The sequence below is a fragment of the Nocardioides luti genome (genome assembly GCF_014212315.1).
Classification (GTDB): Bacteria; Actinomycetota; Actinomycetes; order Propionibacteriales; family Nocardioidaceae; genus Nocardioides; species Nocardioides luti.
Genome location: NZ_JACKXE010000001.1, coordinates 2,840,495 through 2,863,784 on the forward strand (window position 1 = coordinate 2,840,495; position 23,290 = coordinate 2,863,784).

Sequence of the window (23,290 nt, forward strand, 5' to 3'; positions counted from 1 at the left end):
GGGTCAGTAGCCCGCGGGCTTGCCCTCCACGTCGAGCCAGCGACGGAACAGCCCGCTGAGCTCGCGGCCGGAGATCCGCTCGGAGAGCCGCACCAGCTGCTGGGTGTGCACCGAGCCGTGCCGGTGCGCCTTCGCCCACGCCTTCACGATCGCGAAGAAGTCGCGGCTGCCGACCCGCTCGCGCAGCGCCTGCAGGGTCATCGCGCCGCGGGCATAGACCGGCGTGCCGAAGAGGTCCGCGGAGTCGGTGAAGCCGCGCGGGGACGGGTGCCACAGGCCGTCGCTCTCGGGGCGGGCGTAGAGGTCGGCGAAGTGTTCGGCCGGTGTCGGGCCGCCGTGCTTCGCGTCCCACAGCCACTCGGCGTACGTCGCGAAGCCCTCGGCGAGCCAGATGTCGTGCCAGTCGACCAGCGTGAGCGAGTCGCCGAACCACTGGTGCGCCATCTCGTGCACGAGCGTGCCGGTGTCGACGCCGCCGGGGTAGAACGGGCGCGTCTGCGTCTCGAGCGCGTAGCCCACCCGCGCGTTGTCGACGACCATCCCGGTCGAGGTGAAGGGGTAGGCGCCGAAGCGCTTCTCCTCGAAGCGGAGCACGTCCTTCAGCCCGGCCCGGGTCTCGGGGGTCACCGGCGTGGTCGGGTCGGTGAAGGACCAGATCGGGATGGTCCGGCCGGTGATCGAGGTGGTCGTGTCCTCCTCGACGTCGAACTTCCCGATCGCCACCGTCGCGAGGTAGGTCGCCATCGGGTCGGTGGCCCGCCACTCCCAGGTCGTGTCGGTGCCGTCGACGACGCGGTCGACGAGGTCGCCGTTGGCCACGACCTGCACGGTGCTGGGCGCGCGGACGTGGAAGGCGTACGTCGCCTTGTCACCCGGGGTGTTGTTCGACGGCAGCCAGGTCATCGCGCCCACGGGCTCGCCGAGCGCGATCGCGCCGTCGGCCGTCCGCACCCAGCCCTCGGTCGAGCCGTCGGTGTCGGTGTGCTCCTGCGGGGTGCCGGCGTACGCCACGACCGCGCGGAAGCGGCCGTCGACCGGTGACGCCGGGGTGACGACGAGCTCGGTGCCGCGGCGGGTGAAGGTCGCCGGCTCACCGTCGACGGTGACCGCGGAGACGCCCAGGCCCTCGAGGTCGAGGTGGAAGGACGCGAGCGTCCGCCGGGCCGTCGCCCGCACCGTGGTCGTCGCGTCGAGGTGGTTGAGGACGGGGTCGTAGTCGAGCGCGACGTCGTAGTGGCGGACCTGGTAGCCCGCGTTGCCCTGCGTCGGGAAGAGCGTGTCGTGCCGCGGGGCCGAGCGGTCGGACGGGGTCGCGGCGCTCGCCGGAGCCGCGGCCGCCCCTCCCGCGGTGAGGCCCGCGAGCAGGGCGAGCCCGGTCAGGGTGGAGGTGACGAGGGGGCGGGACGACGGTGACGACCACGGGGACAACGCGGGACTCCTGGCTCGGGGACGGGCTCGCGACGACCCTACGTCGGGGTGCCGCGGGCGCGGTCCGGACCGCGTCCCCGCACTGTTGACGCGTGTCAATTCCTGTCCTAGCGTCGCCGGGGTGACGACCGACACCCGCTCCGGCCCGGCCAGCAGCGCGACCCGCACCCCGACCACGGCCGTGATCGGCGCCGGCATCAGCGGGCTGACGGCGACGAAGATGCTCACCGACTACGGCATCGACGTGACGACGTTCGAGTCCTCGGACCGGATCGGCGGCAACTGGGCCTTCGGCAACCCGAACGGCCACAGCAGCGCCTACCGCTCGCTGCACATCGACACCTCCAAGCACCGGCTGTCCTTCAAGGACTTCCCGATGCCGGAGTCCTACCCCGACTTCCCGCACCACACCCAGATCAAGGACTACCTCGAGGCGTACGCCGCCGCCTTCGACCTCAAGGACCGCATCGAGTTCCGCAACGGGGTCGTGCACGCCGAGCGGCTGCCGGGCGGCGGCTGGGAGCTGGAGGACCAGGCGGGCGAGCGGCGCCGCTTCGACCTGCTCGTCGTCGGCAACGGCCACCACTGGGACCCGCGGACCGCCGACTTCCCGGGGGAGTTCACCGGGGAGTCGATCCACTCGCACCACTACATCGACCCGCACGACCCGCTGGACTTCACCGGCCGGCGGATCCTCGTGGTCGGGCTCGGCAACAGCGCGGCCGACATCGCCGTCGAGCTGTCGAGCCGCTCGCTGCAGAACACCGTGACGCTGTCGACGCGGTCGAGCGCCTGGATCGTGCCGAAGTACACCGGTGGGCTCCCGGCCGACAAGTACTACGTGACCACGCCGTACCTCCCCCTCGCGTGGCAGCGGAAGTTCCTCCAGAAGATGCAGTTCATGGCCGGCTCGAACCCCGAGCTCTACGGCCTGCCCGCGCCCAACCACAAGTTCTTCGAGGCGCACCCGACGCAGTCGGTCGAGCTGCCGCTGCGGCTCGGCTCGGGCGACATCACGCCGAAGGGCGACGTCGCGCGCCTCGACGGCGCGACCGTGCACTTCGTGGACGGCACCAGCAGCGACTTCGACGTCATCGTCTACGCCACCGGCTACAACATCACCTTCCCGTTCTTCGACCCCGACTTCATCAGCGCCCCGGAGAACCGGCTCCCGCTCTTCAAGCGGATGTTCAAGCCCGGTCTCGACGACCTGGTGTTCATGGGCTTCGCGCAGGCGACGCCGACGCTGTTCCCCTTCGTCGAGAGCCAGGCGCGGCTGCTCGCGGCGTACGCCGCCGGGCACTACCGGCTGCCGGCCGACGACGACATGGAGCGGGTGATCCTCGAGGACCAGCAGAAGTACACCGGCCACGTCCTCGACCGGCCGCGGCACACGCAGCAGGTCGACTACTTCCTCTACGAGCACGACCTGCGGGTCAAGGAGATCCCGGCCGGGCGGCGGCGGGCCGCCCGCGACGGCCCCCCGGTGCTGGCGGGCCGGGCCGGGTGAGCGGCCCGCCCAAGGGCGACCAGCGCCGCACGGCGCTGCTCGAGTCGCTCGACCACCACCTCCACGAGAGCAGCCTCGACTCGATCAACATCGCCGACATCTCGCGGCGGGCCGGCGTCACGCGCTCGGCGTTCTACTTCTACTTCGAGAACAAGGCCGCCGCCGTCGCCGCGCTGAGCGAGGAGATGTACGACGAGGTGTTCGCCGCCGGCGCCGCGCTGGTCGGCCAGGACGGCACGCCGCGGTGGCGCGTGGAGACCACGATCAACGGGGTGTTCGACGCGTGGGAGCGGCACGAGCACCTCTTCCGCGCGATGCTCGAGGCGCGCGCCGCCAACCCCTCGGTCCGCGAGCTGTGGGACGCCGACCGGCAGTCCTTCGTGCCGCCGCTGGCGGCGATGATCGACGCCGAGCGCGCCGCCGGGCACGCCCCGCCCGGGCCCGACGCCGCCGCGCTGGCGACGGTGCTGCTCGAGCTGAACGACCGCGCCCTCGAGCGGCTCTCGCTCGGCGGCGCCCTGCCGCGGGCGGCGCACGTCGAGGCGCTCGTGACGATCTGGCTGCGGACCATCTACGGCACCGACGACCCCACCCCAGGAGACCCCGCATGAGCAACCCTGCCCAGCACGACCAGGTGACCTTCCGGTCCGGCGGCGCCGACGCGGCCGGCGGCGCCGACTGCGACGCCTGGCACGTCCGCGGCGTCGGGGACGCCCTGGCGACGGTGGCCGGGCGCCCGTGCGTCGTGATGGCGCACGGCCTCGCGGGCACCAAGGACTCCGGCCTGGCGCCGTTCGCGGACGCGCTGGCCGCGGCCGGGCTGGACGTGCTGGCCTTCGACTACCGCGGCTTCGGGGCGTCGGGCGGGCTGCCGCGGCAGACGGTGTCGATGACAGGGCAGCTCGAGGACTACCGGGCCGCGCTGGCCGCGGCCGCCGCGCTGCCAGGCGTCGACCCGCAGCGGCTGGTGCTCTGGGGCGTGTCGCTCGCCGGGGGCCACGTGCTCGCGGCTGCCGCCGGGCGCGACGACGTCGCCGCGGTGGTGGCGCTGACCCCGCTGGTCGACGGGCTCGCGGCCGGTCGGCACGCACTGGCCCACCACACGAAGCGGCAGATGCTGCGCTCGACGGCCGCCGGCGTACGCGGTCGGGTGGCGCAGCTGCGCGGCCGCCCCGACGTGATGATGCCGGTCGTCGGGCACCCCGGCGACACCGCGGCGCTGACGCTCGACGGCTGCTACGAGGCCTACCACGCGATCGCCGGGCCGACCTGGCAAAACGAGGTCTCCGCGACCGTCGGGCTGGAGCTGGGCAACCACCGGCCCGGCAGGCAGGCCGCCGGGATCCGGTGCCCGCTGCTCGTCCAGATCGCCGACTTCGACCGCAGCGCCCCGCCGTACGCCGCGGCGAAGGCGGCCGTGAAGGGGCGCGCCGAGGTCCGCCACTACCCGTGCGACCACTTCGACGTCTACGCCGGCGCCCGTTGGCACGACGCCGTCGTCGCGCACCAGGTGCGCTTCCTGACCCGGCACCTCGCCCCGGCGCCGGCCGGGCTGCCGGCGTAGGACCGTCCGCGCCTGCGGACGCAGGTCGTCCGGGACCTCGGTTAGCGTGCGGCCATGACGCAGCCGCCCGAGGGGCTCGAGATCGTCCCGCTGACCCCCGAAACCTGGGGGCTGTTCGACGACCTGGTCGTCCGCCACGGCGGCATCTTCGGCGGCTGCTGGTGCATCTGGTTCCATCCCGACAGCGACGAGCGCGGCCAGGGCGCGGAGGCCAACCGGGCGCTGAAGAAGCGCTACGTCGAGCGGTGCGCGGCCCACGCCGCCCTCGTCGTCGACGGTGACGAGGCGGTCGCGTGGGCGGAGTACGGCACCCCCGCGGAGCTGCCGAACCTCCACCACCGCAAGCAGTACGACGCGGAGGCCGATCTCGTCCCCGACTACCGCGTCACCTGCATCTTCGTGGACAAGCGCTACCGGCGCCGGGGGCTGGCCGAGACCGCGCTGCTCGGCGCCGTGGACCTGATCGCCCGGGCGGGCGGCGGGATCGTCGAGGGCTACCCCCACGTGCCCGGCGACAAGAAGATGTCGTCGTCGTTCCTCTACAACGGCACCCGGGCGATGTACGAGCGCTGCGGCTTCATGTTCGTGCGGCCCAAGGGCCTGAAGAACACCGTCATGCGGCGCACCGTCGCGCCGGCCGGCTGACGACCGACGCCTGCTCGTCAGACCGCGCCGGGGCTTGACGTACTCGTAGTATGTGGCGATGGCCACCGTCGAGCAGGACGTCAGCAGTCTCACCGACCGGCGCTTCGCCCGGATGAGCTTTGTGGGCGGCAGCTCGCTGCCACCCGTCGACACCAGCGCGCTCCCGGCCGGGCCGCGGTGGCCCGCGCTGGTGCAGACCGCGGCGCTGCTCCGCTTCCGCCACTGGCTGCACCCCTACCTGCAGCGGACGTACGGCGACGTCTTCACCGTCCGCCTGGTCCCGGGTGGCCGGCCGCTCGTGTTCTTCACCCGGCCCGAGCACGCGAAGGAGATCTTCGCGGGCGACCCCGAGGTCTTCCACGCGGGCAAGGCCAACGCGATCCTCGGACCGATCATGGGGGAGCACTCACTGCTGCTGCAGGACTCCTCGCAGCACAAGCGGGCGCGCAAGCTGCTGATGCCGGCGTTCAACGGCCACGCCCTGCGGGAGTACCAGGCGCTCGTCACCGAGGTGGCCCGCGCCGAGGTCGCGCGCTGGGTGCCCGGGCAGGAGCTCCGCTCGCTGGACCGGATGAACGCGCTCACCCTCGAGGTGATCCTGCGCGTCGTCTTCGGCGTCACCGACGAGGCCCGGCTGGCCGAGCTCCGGCCGCGGGTGAACAGGACGGTCGAGATCAGCCCCGCGATCCTGCTCGGCTGGGGCTACCCGCGCCTGCAGCGCTTCGGGCCGTGGAGGCGGACGGTGCAGAACCAGCACGAGCTCGACGCGCTGATGTACGCCGAGATCCGCGAGCGCCGGGTCGCCCCGGACCTCGCGGAGCGCACCGACGTGCTGTCGCGGCTGATCCGGGCGGGCGAGGGCGGCGCCGACGGGGACCGGCTGGACGACACCGAGCTGCGCGACCAGCTGGTGACGCTGCTGCTCGCCGGCCACGAGACCACCGCGACCGGCCTGGCCTGGGCGCTGTACGAGCTCGGCCGCGACCCGGCCCTGCTGGCCCGGGCCCAGGAAGCCGCGCGCTCCGGCGACGACGACTACCTCGACGCGGTGATGAAGGAGTCGCTGCGCCTGCACCCGGTGATCCCGCAGGTGGTCCGCACCGTGCTGAAGCCGGTCACCATCGGCGGCTGGGACCTGCCCGCCGGCACCACGGTCGGCCCGTCGATCCTCCTGGCCCACAGTCGCGAGGAGAACCACGACGACCCGGACGCCTTCCGCCCCGACCGGTTCCTCGGCCACAACCCGCCCACCAACACCTGGATCCCCTTCGGCGGCGGCGTCCGCCGCTGCATCGGGGCCGGCTTCTCGCTGATGGAGGGCGTCGCCGTCCTGCGCGAGGTGCTCACGGCGTACGACGTCACCACCGTCGGCCACGACCAGCCCAAGGTCCGCAACATCACCAGCGTCCCCCGCCGCGGCGCCCGGATCCGCGTGACGCCGGCGGGGTAGTCCCGGCTGTCACTCCTGTCGCAGGAATCCCCGGATATCCGGGGAAACTCGCACTTTCCGGGTGTTGCAACACCCGGAAAGTGCCAACTTCCCCGGATACCCGGGGAAATTGGCAGCCCGGTCAGCCGGCCGCAAGCCGCGCGAGCACCTTGTCGGTGATCGCACCGAGGGCGGCGACGTCGTCGTCGGTGAGGGCGTCGAAGACCAGGCGCCGGACGGTGCGGACGTGCTCGGGGGCGGCGGCCTCGATGGCGGACCGACCGGTCGGGGTCAGGACGACGAAGGCGCCGCGGCCGTCGTCGACGCAGTCCTCCCGCTCGACCAGGCCACGCGCCTGCATCCGCTTCACGTGGTGGGACAGCCGGCTGCGCTCCCAGGCGAGGGCGGCGGCGAGCTCGGAGACGCGCAGGCGGCCGTTCTCGGCGTCGGTCAGCTGGACCAGGACGTCGAAGTCCGGCAGCGAGAGGCCCGAGTCGCTCTGCAGGCCGCGGTGCAGGGCGGCGGGCAGCTGGGCGCCCATCGCCAGCCAGCCGCGCCAGGCGTGCTGCTGCTCGTCGGTCAGCCAGGGGTCGTCGCTCATGCCGCACCTCTCATGTCGTCCACCCTAGCGGAATAGTTGACACGTCACGCATGTTCCATCACCATATCCGTGACACGTCACCGAATCGTGTCCACCGCGAGAGGACCGCCATGAGCCGCATCGACCTCCAGCCCCAGATCGACGTCCGTCGTGCCGAGGACCGGTTCGCGAGCAACTTCGGGTGGCTCGACTCGAAGCACTCGTTCTCCTTCGGCCAGCACCACGACCGCGCCAACACCCACCACGGGCTGCTGCTCGTCAACAACGACGACGTCGTGGACGCGGGCACCGGCTTCGACACGCACCCGCACCGCGACATGGAGATCGTCACCTGGGTGCTCGACGGGTCGCTGGTCCACCAGGACTCGACCGGCCACAACGGGATCATCTACCCCGGCCTGGCCCAGCGGATGAGCGCCGGCCGCGGCATCATGCACTCGGAGAAGAACGACTCCTGGAAGCTGCAGGGCGACACCCACACCGACCCCGTGCACTTCGTGCAGATGTGGGTCGTCCCCGACGAGCGCGGCATCACGCCCGGCTACGAGCAGCTCGAGATCGACGGCGAGCTCCTCTCCGGCAGCCTGGTCCCGGTCGCCTCCGGCATGGCGCAGCACGACGGCGCCTCGGCGATCCGGATCGCGAACAAGTACGCCGCCCTCCACGCCGCCCGGCTCCAGCCCGGCCAGTCCGTCGAGCTCCCCGACGCGCCGTTCCTGCACCTGTTCGTCCCGCGCGGATCTGTCACGCTGGAGGGCGCCGGGCCGCTCGCGACCGGCGACGCCGTCCGCTTCACCGCGACCGGCGGTCAGCGCGTGACGGCCACCGAGGCCGCCGAGATCCTGGTGTGGGAGATGCACGCCACCGTCGCCGCCTGAGCACCGCCCGACCACCCGCCGTACCGCCCGCCCCCGAGCCCGAGGAGAAGCCGATGACCACCACCCCGCCCGACGACGCGGCGCAGGAGCGGCTCGCGACCGAGCGCGCCCGGATCCGCGACACCCACCTGCGCCCGCCGGGGGAGCGGCCCGCCTCCACGGCCCGCGGCCTGCACCACACGGCGCTGATCAGCCACGACGTCGAGCGGACGGTGCGCTTCTACCAGGACGTGCTCGGCTTCCCGCTGACCGAGCTCATCGAGAACCGCGACTACCCCGGCTCGAGCCACTTCTTCTTCGACATCGGCCACGACAACCTGCTGGCGTTCTTCGACTTCCCCGGCCTCGACGTCGGGCCGTACGCCGAGGTGCTCGGCGGCCTGCACCACCTCGCGATCTCGGTGGAGCCCGCGCGCTGGGAGGCGCTGGTCGGCCGGCTCACCGAGTCCGGCGTGGAGCACGAGGTGCACAGCGGCGTCTCGGTCTACTTCCGCGACCCCGACGGCGCCCGGATCGAGCTGATCGCCGACCCGCTCGGCGAGATGTACGGCGAGCACGTCCTCTGAGGACTGCCGAGTCGGCGCATCTGCACTCAATCGGGTCGCGCCAGCGGCGCGGGCGGGTGCACCATGTCCCGTTGTGACCTGGCGAGACCGCTTCCGCGCGTTGCGGATGGACGTGACCCCGTTGCGGGAGTCCCGCGACTTCCGGCTGCTGTTCCTGGCGGGGACGGTCTTCTACTTCGGCGCGATGGTCACCTACGTCGCCATCCCGTACCAGATCTACCGCCTCACCGGCTCCAACTTCGCGGTCGGTGCCGTGGGCCTCGTCGAGCTGGTCCCGCTCGTGGTGTTCGGCCTGTACGGCGGGGCGCTGGCCGACCACGTCGACCGCCGCCGGCTGCTGGTGTGGACGGGAGTGGCCCAGGCGGTCTTCACCGCGGTCCTGGCGGTGAACGCCTTCCGCGACGACCCGAGCATCGCGGTGATCTTCGTGGTCTCGGCGCTGCTCGCGTCGTCCTCGTCGTTGCAGCGGCCCTCGCGCGAGGCGCTGATGCCGCGCACGGTCCGGCACGAGCAGATCGCCGCGGCCAACGCGCTGACCAGCCTGGGCATGCAGATCGGCGTCCTCGTCGGCCCGGCGCTCGGCGGGCTGCTGGTCGCCTACGTCGGCATCGGCTGGTGCTTCCTCGTCGACATCGTCGGGCTCAGCATCGCCACCCTGCTCTTCGTCGCGATGCGGCCCTACCCGCACCGTGCGGAGACCACCCCGCCGAGCCTGGCCGGGATCGCGGTCGGGCTCCGCTACGCCCTCTCGCGCCGGGACCTGCTCGGCACCTACCTCGTCGACATCGCCGCGATGCTGCTCGCGCTCCCTGTCGTCCTGTTCCCGGCGCTGGCCGAGACCGTCTTCGAGCGCCCGGAGCTGCTGGGCCTGCTCTACTCCGCCGAGACCGTCGGCGCCCTGCTCGCCACGGCGCTGAGCGGGTGGACCGCCCGGGTCCACCACCACGGCCGCGCGATCGTCGTCGCCGCCGCGGCGTACGGCCTGGCCGTCGGCATCGCCGGCCTGATGCCCAGCATCTGGCTGGTCGCGGTGTTCTTCGCGCTCTCGGGCGCGGCCGACATGATCTCGGGCGTCTTCCGCGGGACGGTCTGGAGCCAGACCATCCCCGAGGGCATGCGCGGCCGCCTGGCCGGCATCGAGATGCTGTCCTACTCCCTCGGCCCGCTCGGCGGCCAGGTCCGCGCCGGCATCACCGCCGACCTGTGGACGGTCCGCGGCGCCATCTCCAGCGGCGGCTTCGCCTGCGTCGCCGGGGTCGCCCTCACGGCGGTCGCGCTGCGCGACTTCTGGTCGTACGACGCCCGCACCGACGAGTACGCCGTCGCCGAGCGCGCCGTCCGGGCCGCGGCCGGCGAGGGCTGACCCGGCCGCACGGGCACGGACCGCGCGACGAAGGAGGATCGTCGGCACCAGGTGCCGGAGATCCTCCTTCGTCGAGCCGGGGCAGGCGCGGGTCAGGGCAGGGGCGGGTCGAACGTCTCGGCGATCGCCTCGAACACGTCGCAGTAGTCCGGGTAGTCCTCGCGCGCCACCCGCCCCGTCAGCACCACCGAGGCCTCGTCGGAGTGCCACGACCACTCGTCGCACAGCACGTCGACCCCGCCCTCGAGCCGTGCGTAGCGCCGGTAGGTCACCTCGCGCCCCGCCAGGTCGAACGCGTCCTCGTCCTCCAGGTCCCGCTCGGCCACCTCCGCCGGCCCGTCGCCGGGCGGGCGCCAGGTCAGCGTCACCCGCGGGTGCACCCCGCTCGGCGGTGCCGTGGCCGCCCGGGCGGTGACCAGGACGCCCCGGCCGGGGTCGGAGGTACGCCGCCAGCCGCGCGGCAGCGAGATCCCGACGTCACGCGTGGTCATCGCGACCCACCGCCCCGAGGCCGGTCGCAGCCAAACGCCCACACCGGGTCGTGCCCGACGGCCCACTCCGCCAGCCCGGGGAGCCGGGGTGGCTCGACCGTCGCCGGGCGCCGCAGGCCCTCCGGGCCGGCGCTGGGGGACCCACCCCCACCCGACCCGGCACCGGACCCGGCACCCGGCCCACCCGCACCGGCCCCGGAGGACCCGCTCGGGACGGGCTCCTCCGGGGCCGGGCTCCCACCGCCGGGGGACGCGGGCAGGTGCGGCCCGCGGTGGGGGTCGTAGGGGACCAGCGGCAGGCCCTCGGCCACCTGACGCACGCAGCCGCACCAGTCGAGCTGGGCGCGGGACTCCACCTCGCGGGCGGTGGCGACCAGCTGCGAGGCGACCTGCCAGGCCGCGTGCGCGGCCTCCTCGAAGGTCGCTTCCGTCCGCGTGTCCGGCGGCTCGATCGCGCCCTCCGACACGACCAGCCACGGATCGGCCGCCGCACGGGCCCGGCCCATCACGCGGCGTACGTCCTCGAGGTCGAGCGCCAGCTCGGACAGGCCGCGCGCCACCCGTCGGCAGCGCTGGGCGGTGTCGTCGGCGGTGTCGGCCACCGCCCGGGCCCGCGCGCGGAACGCGTCGCCGGCCAGCCCGCCGAAGTCGTCCTCGGCCGTGCCGGCGGCGCGGGCCAGGTCGTCGCCGGCGGACTGGACCGCGGCGGCGATCGTCGTCAACCGGTGGGCGGCCGCCCGACAGCCGTCGGGGTCCCCGCGGACGACCGTGTCCAGGCTCATCGCAGCGCCCCGGCGCCGAGCAGGTCCAGGGCCAGCCCGACCCGGCCGTCCGCGCGGGCGGCCTCGGCCAGGAAGCCGTCGAGCGCGTCGGCCAGCGCGTGCGCGTCGTCCCCCACCCGCCTGACGCGCCCGGCCAGGGCCTCCAGCCCGACGGCGGTCGTCGCCGACGAGCCCCCGGTGTCCGGAGCCTCGGGCGTGGCCTCGGCGCGCAGGGCGAGGTCGTGGCGGAGCAGCACCCGCGCGGTCCGCGCGAGGTGGTCGTGGTCGAGGGCGAAGGTCATGTCCGGCAGCGTGCGCAAGCCGCCGACCGACCAAACCAGGCCGGTCGCCGCCTGTGGACGACCGCCTGCGGGACCTGCAGCCAGCGGTCACCCCGTGGCCGGGGAGTGCGAGGGTCAGCGCTCGAACGCCGCCCGCACCCGCTGCTCGGTGAGCCCGTAGTCCTTGAGGGAGTAGCGGTGCGACGGCGCCTTGCCACCGGAGCTCTGCTCGGCGTCGGCGGCGGTGACCGCGGCCTCCACCTCGGAGGTCCACGGCAGGTCGAAGCGCTCGTAGATCCCGCGCACGGTGCCGACCTGGTCGGCGCGGAAGTCGTCGAAGGCGACGTCGACGAACTGCGCGGCGTCGTACCGCTCGCGCGCGTCGTGGAACGCGTGGAACGCGCGCTGCCACAGGTCGAGCTGGGTGTGCCCGATGACGCCCCCGACGTACGTCGTGGAGTGCCCCGCCGTGGTCTCGGCGGACAGCGAGCAGGAGGACGCGATGCAGGTGACGGGGTCGCGGTGCGTGTAGACGACGAGCGCGTCGGGGTAGACCGTCATCAGGGCGTCGAGGGCGGTCATGTGGGAGGGGTTCTTCAGCACCCAGCGCTTCTCGGGGTCGTTGAGGCCGATCAGCTGGAGGTTCTCCCGGTGCCGGGCGTAGGCGTCGGTCCAGTCCTGGCCCTCGAGCCACGCGGTGTAGCGCGGCAGGTTCGCCAGCGACTCGTAGGAGTTGGACTTGCCGGTCTGCCGCAGCAGCCGCCAGCACTCCTCGACGGAGGTGGCATCCATGTAGTGGATGCCCATGTACTCCGGGCTCTCCTCGTGGTGCGCGGAGAACGCCTGCTGCATGGCGGTGAAGATCGGGTCGTCGTCCCAGGTCTCACGGGGCGGCCGGGGCTGGGGGTACTGCGTCAACCACATCTCGAGGCCCTGCGCGGCCGGGTCGGCGTACAGCAGCCGGTGCAGCGCCGTCGTCCCCGTCCGTGGCAGGCCCATCACGAAGACCGGCCGCGTCACCGGCACGTCGGCGTGCTCCGGGCGCGCGTTGAACTGCGCCTGCGTGAGCAGCCGCCCGACCAGCGCGGACTTCACCTCGGAGCGCTGGAAGTAGTTGCCGCGCGGGGTCAGCCCGGCCTCCGGCGAGGCCAGGTCCTCGACGAGCACGCGCAGCCCCTCCTCGTGCGCGGTGCCGCCGAAGTCGTCCATCCCGACCGTCCGCACGGCGGCCGCGACGATGTCGTCGTAGGAGCCGAGGTCGGGCCGCTCGCGGGCCATCACGTTGTCGCTCATCACGACTCCTTCGTCAGAGATGTTCGTTGGTCGAGTGCCGCCGCGAGGAACGAGCGGCGGTGTATCGAGACCCGGTGGTGCATCGAGACCCGGTGGCTCGAGACCCGGCGGAGCAACGGACTCAGGAGTGGAACTCGCCGCAGTCGACCGTGAGCATCTGCCCGGTCACCGCGGAGGCGAGGTCGCTGGCGAGGAAGAGCGTCGCACGGGCGACCTCCTCCGAGGACGCGAGCCGCTGCAGGTCGGTCGGCGCGGCCTTCTGCGCGTAGACCTCCTCGTGCGTGGTGCCGTCGACCGCGGCCAGGAAGTCGAAGTAGCCGCGGTTCACGTCCTCGTAGATGTACGACGGCGCGACGCTGTTGACGCGGATCCCGCGCGGCCCGAGCTCGGTCGCGAGCGACGAGGCGAGGTGCTCCAGCGCCCCCTTGGACAGCTTGTAGCCGGCGTACTCCGGCTGCGAGCTGAAGGAGACGCAGGAGTTCAGCATGATGATCGAGCCCTTGCTGGCCGCGAGCGCGTCCGCGAAGAGCGCGGCCAGCCGCAGCGGCGCGAAGACGTTCGTCTCGTTGACCCGGGCCAGCTTGCGCGGGTCGATCTGCGTGATCGGGTCCATCGGTGGGATCGCGAAGGCGTTGTTGATGACGCAGTCGACGCGCCCGAACGCCTCGAGGGCCGCATCGCGCAGCGCCACCCGCGAGTCCTCGTCGGTCACGTCGGTCACGACGGGCACCACCCGGACGTCGTACGCCGCCAGGTCGGCCTGCAGCTCCAGCAGCCGGGCCTCGGTCCGGCTGGCGACGACGAGGTCGGCGCCCATCTTGGCCGCCTCGAACGCCAGCGAGCGGCCCAGCCCGGGGCCGATGCCGGAGATGACGACGACCTTGCCCCGCAGCAGCGGGACGGGGGTGTAGCGCTCCTCGATCGAGGTGTCGTGGGCGGCCGCGAGGCCGGGCTCGGTGGTCAACGGGTCTCCTAGCTGATCATGCGGCGGGCGACGGCGCGCTCGCGGGCGGCGATGCGCGCGGCGTACTCGTCGGGGGTGAGGGGCGTGAGGTGGGGCAGCACGGCGGGGATGTCGGCGAGCTTCACGACCTCGACGGTCGGGCCGTCCTCGGGGCCGAGGTCGCGCTCGAGGCGCTGCCAGCGCAGCATCATCGCGCCGGTGCGGTGGCCGGTGGTCTCGAGCCAGTTCTCGATCGCGCGACCCTCCCCGGCGGGTGGGTGCTCCGAGACGACGAAGCGCATCCTCCCGTCGGGGTCGGTGACGGCCTGCGCCTTGGTGAGCGAGGTCTGGTGGGTCTCGTAGTCGGTGGAGGCGTACCAGTCCGACCCGATCTGGACGGCCTGGTAGGCGCAGTCGGTGCACTCCGGCACGGTGATCACCATCGCCTCGTCCTCGGCGAGCTCGTAGTGCCCGATCGAGGAGCGCTGGCTCGCGAGGCCGCCGGGGGTGGCGGTCGGCGGGGTGAGGGTGTTGACCGGCTCCTTGTACTGGAAGAAGTGGGGGAAGGCGAACCACGTCTGGATCGAGCCGACCAGCGTCCGGGCGGCCACCTCGTACTTCTTGCGGAGCAGGTCCTCGGTCAGCGGCCGCGCCGGCCGGCCGATCGTGTCCGGGCGCTCGATGCGCAGGGTGCCGCGCTCCTCGGTCTCCCAGTCGTTGAAGACCTCGCGCACGATCAGCGTCTTCGCGCCGGGCTCGGCGGTGTAGCGGAACTCGAAGGTCCCGTCGTCGGCCACCTCGAGCTCGCGGTCGTCGAAGGCCATCAGCGACGTCGCCGCGGAGTCGGCGGAGTACGTCCCGCCCATCACCTGGAAGGACAGGTCGGCGCTGGTGCCGCGGCGGCCGCTGACGACGTACTCGACCCCCTCGCGGAGGTAGGCGTTGAAGTAGATCGCGTCGGGGTTGTCGAGGCCCTGGCGGGAGAACTGGTGGGTGGGGTTGATGAACAGCGGCCGGTCGAGGTCGTGGTCGAAGGCCATCTGCATCGCCATCCGGACCCGCCCGGCGAGGTAGGCGTACCCCTCCAGCCGGTCCGCCTCGGTGCGGATGAAGGGTGCGTTCGCGACCAGCTCCTCGGCCTCCGCGATCGCGTCCTGGAGGACCTGCGTCAGCCCCGATCCCGGTGGTTGAGGAAGGCGCCCTGGCGCCTGTCTCGAAACCACGTCCTCGCCCATCAACCGGCCTTCGCGATGATCTGCTCGGCGTACTTCTCCAGGTGCGCGACCTTGTCCGCGAGCGGCTCGGTGTCGGGGCCCTTGATGTAGGGCACCCGGAAGCCGACGATGCAGTCGGTGACGCCCTTGTCCTCGAGCCGCTTGATCCCGTCGAGGTCGTAGGCGTCGTACGAGATCACGTGCACCTCGAAGTCGTCGCGGGTGTCGCCCTCCTCCGTACGGATCTCGGCGAGCCGGGTCAGCAGCCGGTCGAGCTCCTCGCCGTCGCCGCCGGCGTGCATCCAGCCGTCGCCCTTCACGACCGCGCGGCGCAGGGCGGCGTCCGCGTGACCGCCCACGAGCAGCGGGATCCGCTCCGTCGGCGCGGGGCACTGCTTGAGCGGCTCGAACTCGTAGAACTCGCCCGAGTAGCCGAAGAACTCGCCGGTCGTGAGACCGCGCAGGATCTCCATGCACTCGTCCATCCGCTTGCCGCGCCGCGCCCACGGCACGCCGAGCGTCGCGAAGTCCTCGGGCCACGGCGACAGCCCGACGCCGAGGCCGAGGCGGTTGCCGGAGAGGTACGCCAGCGAGGACGCCTGCTTGGCGACCAGCACCGGGGGCCGCACCGGCAGCTTGAGCACGAACGGCGTCAGCCGCAGCGTGGTCGTCACCGCGAAGAGGTGGGCGCAGAGGATCATCGTCTCGATGAACTCCTTGTCCTCGAGGAACTCCCGCTCGCCGGTGTCGGTGTAGGGGTACGTCGAGTCCGACTCCTGCGGGTAGATCAGGCTGTCGGCCACGGTCATGCTGGTGTAGCCGGCCGCCTCCGCCGCCTGGGCGAGCGGCGCGTAGAACGTCGCCTGGGTCATCGCCTCGGCGTAGGTGAATCGCATCTGGTTCCTCGCTGGTGGGGAGGGCCTTCGCTGGTCGAGCCTGTCGAGACCCACACTAGAACGTGTTCCAGTTTTGTGCCAGAGTCGCGCCATGGACCTGCAGCAGATCGCCGACCGGCTCGAGATCCAGGACGTCCTGACCGCGTACACGCGCGCGATCGACACCGGGGACTGGGACCGCCTCGACACCGTCTTCACCCCGGACGCGGCGATCGACTACACGCAGTCCGGCGGGATCGCCGCGTCGTACGCCGAGGTCAAGCCCTGGCTGGCCGAGATGCTGCCGATCTTCCCGAAGCGGATGCACACGCTGGGCCAGGTCGACGTGGCGTACGACGGGGACGAGGCCGACGTGACGGCGTACTTCCACAACCCGATGCTGCTCCCGCTCGGCGACGGGAAGGAGCGCCTGGTGCAGTTCGGGGGGCTCTACGAGCACCGGATGGTCCGCACCGACGGCGGCTGGCGCAGCCGGCGACTGGTCGAGGTCGTGGTGTGGAGGCAGGGGCTCTGAGCCGCGCGTTTGGTCCCGCTTGCACCCGTCCCCGACAATGGGTGCGGCGTCCCGTGCCGGGGCGCCGTCCGCGACTGCCCCGGGGGTGATGGTTCGTGCCCGATCGTGAAGAACGCCGCGAGCACCCCGTCCTCGCCGGCCTCGCCGCGCTGGTCGGTGTCGGCCTCGCCGTCGGCCTGATCCTCGGCCTGTCCACGCTGGTCGGCACCCGCGTCCTCGGCGTCGGTGAGAGCGACGGCACGACCACGTCGACCGCGCGCCAGTCGATGTACCTCCCCAAGCCCTCCGAGACCGACGCCCCCTCCGGCCCGCTCATCACGCTCGCCCCCGGCCGCTCCCCGAGCGCGCCGAAGAGCGCGACGGACGAGCCGAGCGAGTCCGAGTCCGCCAAGGAGCAGATCAGCCTCTCCGCCGGCCAGACCTCGGTCTCGGCGATGCAGCAGATCGACCTCACCGGCGTCTACCCCGGTGGTGAGGGCGCGATCCTCCAGGTCCAGAAGTTCACCGGCGGCTCGTGGGCGGACTTCCCCGTCACCGTCTCGGTCAGCAACGAGACCTTCGCGACCTACGTCCAGACCAGCCAGACCGGCGTGAACCGCTTCCGCGTCGTCGACACCGACTCCGGCCTCGAGTCCAACGAGGTCCGCGTCACCATCGGCTGACGCCCGCCCGCTGCGTCGTCACAGCGCGTTGAGCTCCTGGTGGACCCGGTCGCGCCCGTCGCGCTCGTCGAGCAGGGTGTCCAGGGTCGACGCCGGGGGTCGCGCCTCCCAGGTCCCGCGCGGTCGGCTCGTCGCCCGCGCGTGCGCGGCCAGCAGACGTCGTACGACGTGGGGCCTGTCGGCCAGGTCCAGCCCCGTGACGCGGGCGACCTCGAGGCCGGAATCGCGGAAGGCCTCGTCCTTCGCGACGTCGCGGGTGTGTCGGCCGGCGCCCCGGTGGTCGGCCCCGTCGAACTCGACGGCGAGCCCCGCGACGGGGTCGAGCAGGTCGGCGATGCCGAGCAGCCGGCCCCACTTGTCGTGGACGGGGCAGTTCACCAGCACGTCGGCCGGTAGCCCGGCGTCGAGTACCCACACGAGACGGAGCCTGGTCTCGTTCGGTGAGCGACTGTGCTCGCTGGCGAGCGCGAGGGCTAGCCGGGCCCGGGCGATCCGGCGCCGTCGCGGATGCGCTCCGACGTAGACCCGCATCCGGGTGACCGACGTGAGCACCGCGGCCGCTGCCATGTCCAGGACGACCACGGCCTCGCGGTCGTCCGGGGCGAGCCTGACCGCGTCGAAGACGGCCCGCTCGACGGCGCAGCAGGGGATGCCGTAACGCCGCATCACCTCCTCGGAGGTGAGAGGTTCGCGCACGAGACGCACCTGCCGATCGCCTCGGATGTTCCCCGCCCCGAGCGCCAGCGGCACCGGGAGCCGCGTGGTTCCGTCGCGTCCGAGGCCGTCGAAGAAGCTGCCGCCCCAGAGGCGGCACGCGGCCCATCCGGTCACGGCGCCCCCTCGTGGGAGGCGCACCGACTGCTCCAGTATCCGCTGCTCGGGTAGCTGGTCGGACACGGATGCCGGGACGTAGAGCCCCTGCGAGGTCCGGCGCCAGTGCGGCCCGGATGCCTGACGCTTGGTCGGGCCGTCCTCGCCTGCGGGGTCGAGCGGCACGGGGCGCACGAGCCCGCGCGGGGTGGGGCAGACGGGGTCCCAGCGATGTGCGGCCATGCCGCCGAGCCTCGCCGTTCCCGGCGATCCGCGCTCGGCTCCTCCACAGGCACGAGTTTCTGCACGATCGGACCCCTCCGAAGGCGTATCGAGGGTCCGAACGTGCAGAAAGAGTCCGGTAGGCCTCGCGCCGCCGCCGCGGGCTCAGCGCACCCGGTGCTTGAGCTTCACCGTGCGGAAGGTGCCGGGGAGTCCGGGCAGCTCGGCGTCGAGGCTCGGGGGGTAGTACGCGAAGACGACCTTGACCCGCTTGCCCCGGTCGCGTGGTGCCAGCGTGAGCCGGTGCTTCCCGACGGCGCGCTCGAGCAGGTGGCCGTCGAGGTACCAGGAGACTTCCGTTGAGTCGGGGGCAGGACGAACACGGCCGAGGTGCGGGTGCGCGGTCAGGAACGACCCGGCCTTCGTCCGACCCGTGACTGTGGGCCTCTCGCCGATCTGGAACCCGGCGAACGCGGTGAACGGCGTGAAGTCCGTGAGCGCCGTGGCGGGGCTCAACCCGTCCGCCGAGGCGGTGACGGCGACCGAGATGCGGTGGCGGTTGTCCTCCCCGTAGTACTGGACGATGCCGAAGTCCCGCCAGCCCAGCGTGTACGTCGAGCTCGTGGCGTTCAGGATCGGGACCCCGTCGCGCAGCCATTGGTAGGTCAGTGCCACGTTCGCGGGCTCCCAGGTCCCGCCGTCCGTCTGCAGCCGGGTGCCGAGCGTGGGTCGAGCGGTGATCTCGGGGCGGGCGACGACGCCGATCTGCGCCGGACCCGTCAGCTCGGTCGCTCCCAGCTCGACGGCACCGATGTCGGAGCCGTCGGCGGCGTTCGGCGAGCCCGGGTCGTCGTAGGGCCGCGCGAAGCCGCGCTGGTCGGTGGTCCCGAAGGCGGCGCCCCGGTCGATGACGGGGGAGTTCGGGGCCGGGCGACGTGTCCGGGTGGGTCCGCCGTGGAACGCGAGCGGTGCGAGCCGCGGGTCGACGCCCATGATCGAGTCACCGCTGTCGGTGTAGGCGAAGTCGCGCGGCTCCTGGACCAGGGCGTGGTCGAGGGTGGCCTGGCCGGTGCCACCGAGGTCGCCGCCTGCGTTCAGCGCGACGACCGAGCCCCGCAGGGCCACGGTGCCGGGCGTCGAGATGCCCCCGCCGCTGACCGCCGCGTTGGAGACGATGGACGACAGGACGACCTCGGCGGGCGTCTCCGTCCCCACCACGATGCCGCCGCCGGTCGGCGACGTGTTGCCGCTCACGGTCGAGGACGTCATCGTGAGCGTGCCGGCGAGGAGGCCACCACCGCTGGTCCCCGAGGCGTTGCCGGACACCGTCGACCGCGTCACGTCCAGCGTTCCTGCCGAGATGCCTCCGGCGTCGATCTCGGCCACGTTGTCGCGGATGGTCGAGTCGGCGACGGTGAGGGTGTGGGCCGCGATGCCGCCGCCGGTTCCTGAGGTGCTCCAGACGTCCATGCCGGTCAGCGTGGAGGTGGCCGTGTTTCCGCTGACGGTGCTCGTCGAGACCGTGACCGGCGCTGCTCCGGGCGCGTAGATCCCGCCCCCGTGCGCGCCCCCGTCGTTGTCGGCGACCAGGCTGTCCGTGACCTCCAGCGCGGCTCCGGCGACGTCACCACCGTCGTGGAAGAGGCCTCCTCCGCCGCCGACGTTGGAGTTCGGGTTGAGTCCTGCGCGGTTCCCCTGGACGGTGGAGGACTGGACGACCAGCCGCCCACCCACGAGCAGCACACCGCCGCCCCTCTGGTTGGCCAGGTTCCCGGAGACCTCCACCCGGTCCAGGGTCAGGTCCGTCCCGGTGGCCCGTACGCCACCGCCGTCCTGGTCGTCGTACGAGTAGGCGTACGTCCACCCGCCCGTGAGGGTCAGCCCCGAGACGGTCAGGCTCGGGCGGGTGTCCCCGCCGGGGCCCCGGACGTCCAGGACCCGGCTCTTGCGGAGCGCGTCGATCGCGAGGGCGTCGCGTCCCGGGCCCTCGATGACGAGGTCGCCGGAGCCGCCGCCGACGGTGGCGACCAGCTGGCCGCCGGTGAGCCGGATCTCGCCCAGCACGGAGGGGGCGAAGGTGATCCGGTCGTCGTCAGGAGAGGCGTTCGCCTGGGCGAGGGCCTCGCGCAGGGTGCCGGGGCCGCTGTCCTCGTTGCTGGTCACGACCAGGTCGGTGGCGGCGTCGGCCGGCGAGGTCACCGCGACGACGGCGCCGAGCGCGAGCCCGAGGCTCGCCAGGCCGGCGGTGGCGCGGCGGCTTCGGCGTACGGCGGTGTGGCGTGCGGTCGTCGACATGTGATCCCCCGGGTGATCGGTCCGCACGTCGTCCCCGACCATGCACCCCCGCAGTCTGAGCGGCGACCCGGTCCGGGTCAAGCGTGTCCCGGGGTGCTGGCTCCGCGGGACGTCATACGGACGGTGGAGACGCCTGCTCCGTCCGTATGACGTCCCGGCGCGTCGCGGGCGCAGGCCCGCTGCGCATCAGCCCGGGATGTAGTCGAACGTGTCCGGGTTCGGGCCGGTGCGGCCGTCCTCGCCCTTGTCGAGCCCGGTGATCTCGGCCACGTCGTCGGCGGAGAGCTCGAAGTCGAAGAGCGCGAAGTTCTCGGCCATCCGCTCGGGGTTCATCGACTTGGGGAAGATGATGTCGCCGCGCTGGATGTGCCAGCGGAGCGTCACCTGGGCGGGCGTGCGCTCGACCTTCGCGGCGATGCCCTTGATGGCGGAGTCGTCGAGGACGCCGCCCTGCGCGATCGGGGACCAGGCCTCGACGGCGATGTCGTGACCGGCGCTGGCGGCGCGGACGGCCTGGTTGCCGAAGTACGGGTGGACCTCGACCTGGTTCACCACGGGGACCACGCCGGTCTCGTCGATGATCCGGTCGAGGTGCTCGGGCTGGAAGTTCGAGACGCCGATCGACGTCGCGCCGCCGGACTTCTGGAAGTCGATGAGGGCGCGCCAGGTCGAGACGAAGTCACCGTCGTACTCCGTCGGGAGGGGCCAGTGGATGAGCACGAGGTCGACGCGGTCGAGCTGCAGCTTCTCCAGCGAGACGGCCAGCTCGCGAGCGGCGTCGTCGGGGCGGTGGAAGCCGTTGTTGAGCTTCGTCGTCACGTAGAGCTCGTCGCGGGCGATGCCCGCGGCGGCGATCGCGTCGCCGACGCCCTGCTCGTTGCCGTACATCTGCGCGGTGTCGATGTGGCGGTAGCCCGCCTCGAACGCCTTCGTCACGGTCGCGGCAGTCTCCTCCGGCGGCACCTGGAACACGCCGAAGCCGAGCTGGGGGATGGTCGTCTGGTCGTTGAGGGTGATCGTGGGAACGGTCATACAGGGCCCAACAGCTCCCCGCGACAGCTATTCCGCCCCGGCAAAACCCTTGGCCCGCGCCCGCCGCGACTGTGAGGCTGGGCACGTGCAGTTCTACGACTACGACACCCGGCTCGCGGCGTACGCCGTGATCGTCGACGACAGCGACCGGATCCTGCTCGCGCTCTGGAACGAGGGCGCCGAGCCGACGTGGACGATGCCGGGCGGCGGCGTCGAGCTCGAGGAGAGCCCCGAGGAGGGCGCGGTGCGCGAGCTCCGGGAGGAGACGGGGTACGACGTCCGGCTGGGGCGCGTCCTCGGCGTCGACTCGCACCTCATCCCGCCCGCGGGGCGGCTGGCCGACACGGACCGCTGGCTGCGGAGCCTGCGGGTGGTCTACACCGCCGAGATCGTCGGCGGGGAGCTGACCTTCGAGCAGGACGGCACGACCGACGAGGCCCGCTGGATCCCGCTGGCCGACGTGCCGGACCTGCCGCGCTCGAGCATCGTCGACACCGCCATCGCGATGTGGCGCGCCGACCGTGCCTGAGCGTGCGACGGGGCGGGCCTCAGGTCAGCGCCGCGAGGACCTTGTCCACGGCCTTGGCGGCGCTGCGCTGCTTGATCAGGCCCTCCTTGGCCCAGGCCGCCACCCGCACCTCGCCCGCGGCGGCGTCGACCTCGGCGAGTACGTAGGCCGGGTTCAGCCCGCCGAAGCCGGAGCCGACGACACCGCGCACCGCGCGGCCGCCCCCGTCGCCGACGCCGGCGCCGTCGGACCCGGGCACCTCGTCGGCCTCCTCGAGCGCCTCCCGCAGCGACGCCACGACCGCCTCCACCGACGCCGGGTCGAACGACGCCCGGCCGGTGGCGGTCTCGGTCGCGAGCCGGCGCGCGGACCACGCGACGGCGCCGCCCCGCATTGGGCCCGGCCCCGTGCCCAGCTCGGCCAGCCGCGCCACCAGCACCTCGTCGATCTCCTGCCCCGCACTCGTCATGCCGCGAGGGTACGTCGGCAGGCGACGGCGTGACCCCGTCCACGCTGCCGCCGCTGCCCGGTGTCCCGGCGGCCTCGCGCGCCGCGCTGCAGGAGATCCTCGACCGCACGGACCCGGCGATCCTGGGCGTCGTGCTCAGCGGCTCGGCCGCCCGGGGGATGGCCACGGAGCGCTCCGACGTCGACGTCTACGTCGTCCGCACCGAGGAGGCCGGCACCGGGCTGGAGACCAGTCGCAGCCCCGCGGTCGACGAGATCCCGACGACGCTGGCCGAGATCGAGGCGCCGGGGGCGCTGGGCACCGACGACTGGTGGTACCGCTGGTCGTTCGCCCACGCCCACGTGCTGCGCGACGACACCGGCGGCCGCCTCACCGAGGCCGTACGCCGGCACGCCGAGCTCGCGGGGGAGGAGCAGCGCGCGGTGCTGGTCGACCGGCTCGACGGCTACGTGAACTTCGCCTTCCGTGCCCTCAAGGCCGAGCGGGACGGCCGGCCGCTCGAGCTGCGGCTCGACGCCGCCGAGTCGGTGACCTGGTGGCTGGACACGGTCTACGCGCTGCGCGGGCGGGTCCGGCCGTACAACAAGTACCTCCCCTGGGCGCTGCGCGAGCACCCGCTCGGGGTCCCCGAGTGGTCCGCCGACGTGCTCCTGCCGCTCCTGGAGCGGATCCTCGACGGCGACCCGGGCGCGCTGCGGACGGCGTACGCCCCGGTCGAGCGGGAGTGCCTCGCGTGGGACCGCGCGCACGGCGGCACCGACCTCGCCGACACCCTGGCGGGGTGGGGAGACCAGCTCGACCTGCTCCGCTGACCGCCTCGTGTGCCTGACGACGCGCTCCGGCGCGTCCTCGGGCACACGGCGCGACCGGGACCAGCGCACCGGGAACAGATCCGGCAGGGCCTGCGTTGGGCCC

25 protein-coding genes are annotated in these 23,290 nt (G+C 72.9%); 12 read left to right on the plus strand and 13 right to left on the minus strand.

Annotation, left to right across the window (positions count from 1 at the left end):
- Window positions 1-3: 3 nt before the first annotated feature.
- The gene (locus tag H5V45_RS13470) at window positions 4-1,428 is read right to left on the minus strand and encodes a M1 family metallopeptidase (RefSeq protein ID WP_221634007.1); all 1,425 of its coding nucleotides are present in this window, start codon (window positions 1,426-1,428) and stop codon (window positions 4-6) included.
- Window positions 1,429-1,549: 121 nt separating this feature from the next.
- On the opposite strand from H5V45_RS13470, the gene H5V45_RS13475 reads away from it, so the two are divergent.
- The 5 genes from H5V45_RS13475 to H5V45_RS13495 are packed head-to-tail and all read left to right on the plus strand — an operon-like array spanning window position 1,550 to window position 6,597.
- Window positions 1,550-2,938: a flavin-containing monooxygenase gene (locus tag H5V45_RS13475; RefSeq protein WP_221634008.1), complete on the plus strand. Its 1,389-nt coding sequence runs from the start codon at window positions 1,550-1,552 to the stop codon at window positions 2,936-2,938.
- Entirely contained in the window at window positions 2,935-3,549 is a 615-nt protein-coding gene (locus tag H5V45_RS13480) for a TetR family transcriptional regulator (protein WP_185253405.1), read from the plus strand. The genes H5V45_RS13475 and H5V45_RS13480 overlap by 4 nt, the downstream gene beginning before the upstream one ends.
- The gene (locus H5V45_RS13485) at window positions 3,546-4,502 is read left to right on the plus strand and encodes an alpha/beta hydrolase (RefSeq protein WP_185253406.1); all 957 of its coding nucleotides are present in this window, start codon (window positions 3,546-3,548) and stop codon (window positions 4,500-4,502) included. Before H5V45_RS13480 ends, H5V45_RS13485 begins: the two co-directional genes overlap by 4 nt.
- Window positions 4,503-4,556: 54 nt before the next feature.
- Window positions 4,557-5,147, plus strand: a complete 591-nt coding sequence (locus tag H5V45_RS13490) for a GNAT family N-acetyltransferase (protein ID WP_185253407.1) — start codon at window positions 4,557-4,559, stop codon at window positions 5,145-5,147.
- Between the two features lie 58 nt (window positions 5,148-5,205).
- Window positions 5,206-6,597, plus strand: a complete 1,392-nt coding sequence (locus tag H5V45_RS13495) for a cytochrome P450 (protein ID WP_185253408.1) — start codon at window positions 5,206-5,208, stop codon at window positions 6,595-6,597.
- 121 nt (window positions 6,598-6,718) lie between these two features.
- On the opposite strand, the gene H5V45_RS13500 is transcribed toward H5V45_RS13495, so the two are convergent.
- Window positions 6,719-7,177: a MarR family winged helix-turn-helix transcriptional regulator gene (locus tag H5V45_RS13500; RefSeq protein WP_185253409.1), complete on the minus strand. Its 459-nt coding sequence runs from the start codon at window positions 7,175-7,177 to the stop codon at window positions 6,719-6,721.
- 110 nt (window positions 7,178-7,287) lie between these two features.
- Between H5V45_RS13500 and H5V45_RS13505 the strand changes: the two genes are divergently transcribed.
- The 3 genes from H5V45_RS13505 to H5V45_RS13515 all read left to right on the plus strand — a co-directional run bounded on the left by H5V45_RS13505 (window position 7,288) and on the right by H5V45_RS13515 (window position 9,984).
- Window positions 7,288-8,055, plus strand: a complete 768-nt coding sequence (locus tag H5V45_RS13505; protein ID WP_185253410.1) for a pirin family protein — start codon at window positions 7,288-7,290, stop codon at window positions 8,053-8,055.
- Between the two features lie 53 nt (window positions 8,056-8,108).
- A complete protein-coding gene (locus H5V45_RS13510) occupies window positions 8,109-8,621 on the plus strand; it encodes a VOC family protein (protein WP_185253411.1) in 513 nt (170 codons plus the stop codon).
- Window positions 8,622-8,694: 73 nt separating this feature from the next.
- Window positions 8,695-9,984, plus strand: a complete 1,290-nt coding sequence (locus H5V45_RS13515) for an MFS transporter (RefSeq protein ID WP_343061552.1) — start codon at window positions 8,695-8,697, stop codon at window positions 9,982-9,984.
- A 92-nt stretch (window positions 9,985-10,076) separates the two neighbouring features.
- Here H5V45_RS13515 and H5V45_RS13520 read toward each other — a convergent pair whose 3' ends face one another.
- From H5V45_RS13520 to H5V45_RS13550, 7 genes are all read right to left on the minus strand, one after another.
- Window positions 10,077-10,475 (minus strand): hypothetical protein, encoded by a 399-nt coding sequence (locus H5V45_RS13520; protein WP_185253412.1) that lies wholly within the window; start codon window positions 10,473-10,475, stop codon window positions 10,077-10,079.
- A complete protein-coding gene (locus tag H5V45_RS13525; protein ID WP_185253413.1) occupies window positions 10,472-11,257 on the minus strand; it encodes a hypothetical protein in 786 nt (261 codons plus the stop codon). Before H5V45_RS13525 ends, H5V45_RS13520 begins: the two co-directional genes overlap by 4 nt.
- On the minus strand, window positions 11,254-11,538 hold the full coding sequence (locus H5V45_RS13530) for a hypothetical protein (protein WP_185253414.1): 285 nt from the start codon (window positions 11,536-11,538) through the stop codon (window positions 11,254-11,256). The genes H5V45_RS13525 and H5V45_RS13530 overlap by 4 nt, the downstream gene beginning before the upstream one ends.
- A gap of 114 nt (window positions 11,539-11,652) precedes the next feature.
- Window positions 11,653-12,810 (minus strand): sulfotransferase family protein, encoded by a 1,158-nt coding sequence (locus tag H5V45_RS13535; RefSeq protein ID WP_246415903.1) that lies wholly within the window; start codon window positions 12,808-12,810, stop codon window positions 11,653-11,655.
- Window positions 12,811-12,931: 121 nt separating this feature from the next.
- Window positions 12,932-13,774 (minus strand): SDR family oxidoreductase, encoded by an 843-nt coding sequence (locus H5V45_RS13540; RefSeq protein WP_221634009.1) that lies wholly within the window; start codon window positions 13,772-13,774, stop codon window positions 12,932-12,934.
- Between the two features lie 8 nt (window positions 13,775-13,782).
- Complete coding sequence (locus H5V45_RS13545; RefSeq protein WP_343061553.1) at window positions 13,783-14,976, minus strand: hypothetical protein; 1,194 nt, start codon at window positions 14,974-14,976, stop codon at window positions 13,783-13,785.
- An 11-nt stretch (window positions 14,977-14,987) separates the two neighbouring features.
- On the minus strand, window positions 14,988-15,863 hold the full coding sequence (locus tag H5V45_RS13550) for a TIGR03619 family F420-dependent LLM class oxidoreductase (RefSeq protein WP_185253415.1): 876 nt from the start codon (window positions 15,861-15,863) through the stop codon (window positions 14,988-14,990).
- Between the two features lie 91 nt (window positions 15,864-15,954).
- Here H5V45_RS13550 and H5V45_RS13555 point away from each other — a divergent pair, with 91 nt between their 5' ends.
- A complete protein-coding gene (locus H5V45_RS13555) occupies window positions 15,955-16,377 on the plus strand; it encodes a nuclear transport factor 2 family protein (protein ID WP_185253416.1) in 423 nt (140 codons plus the stop codon).
- A 95-nt stretch (window positions 16,378-16,472) separates the two neighbouring features.
- A complete protein-coding gene (locus tag H5V45_RS13560; protein ID WP_185253417.1) occupies window positions 16,473-17,039 on the plus strand; it encodes a hypothetical protein in 567 nt (188 codons plus the stop codon).
- Window positions 17,040-17,057: 18 nt separating this feature from the next.
- Here the strand turns inward: H5V45_RS13560 and H5V45_RS13565 are convergent, their stop codons facing one another.
- From H5V45_RS13565 to H5V45_RS13575, 3 genes are all read right to left on the minus strand, one after another.
- On the minus strand, window positions 17,058-18,092 hold the full coding sequence (locus H5V45_RS13565; RefSeq protein ID WP_185253418.1) for a hypothetical protein: 1,035 nt from the start codon (window positions 18,090-18,092) through the stop codon (window positions 17,058-17,060).
- 144 nt (window positions 18,093-18,236) lie between these two features.
- Window positions 18,237-20,366: a right-handed parallel beta-helix repeat-containing protein gene (locus tag H5V45_RS13570; protein ID WP_185253419.1), complete on the minus strand. Its 2,130-nt coding sequence runs from the start codon at window positions 20,364-20,366 to the stop codon at window positions 18,237-18,239.
- A 186-nt stretch (window positions 20,367-20,552) separates the two neighbouring features.
- Window positions 20,553-21,398: an aldo/keto reductase gene (locus tag H5V45_RS13575; protein ID WP_185253420.1), complete on the minus strand. Its 846-nt coding sequence runs from the start codon at window positions 21,396-21,398 to the stop codon at window positions 20,553-20,555.
- Window positions 21,399-21,483: 85 nt separating this feature from the next.
- On the opposite strand from H5V45_RS13575, the gene H5V45_RS13580 reads away from it, so the two are divergent.
- On the plus strand, window positions 21,484-21,927 hold the full coding sequence (locus H5V45_RS13580) for an NUDIX hydrolase (protein WP_221634011.1): 444 nt from the start codon (window positions 21,484-21,486) through the stop codon (window positions 21,925-21,927).
- A gap of 19 nt (window positions 21,928-21,946) precedes the next feature.
- On the opposite strand, the gene H5V45_RS13585 is transcribed toward H5V45_RS13580, so the two are convergent.
- A complete protein-coding gene (locus tag H5V45_RS13585; protein WP_185253422.1) occupies window positions 21,947-22,375 on the minus strand; it encodes a hypothetical protein in 429 nt (142 codons plus the stop codon).
- 29 nt (window positions 22,376-22,404) lie between these two features.
- Between H5V45_RS13585 and H5V45_RS13590 the strand changes: the two genes are divergently transcribed.
- Window positions 22,405-23,187, plus strand: coding sequence for a nucleotidyltransferase domain-containing protein (locus H5V45_RS13590; protein ID WP_185253423.1), 783 nt, complete (start codon window positions 22,405-22,407; stop codon window positions 23,185-23,187).
- Window positions 23,188-23,290 lie beyond the last annotated feature (103 nt).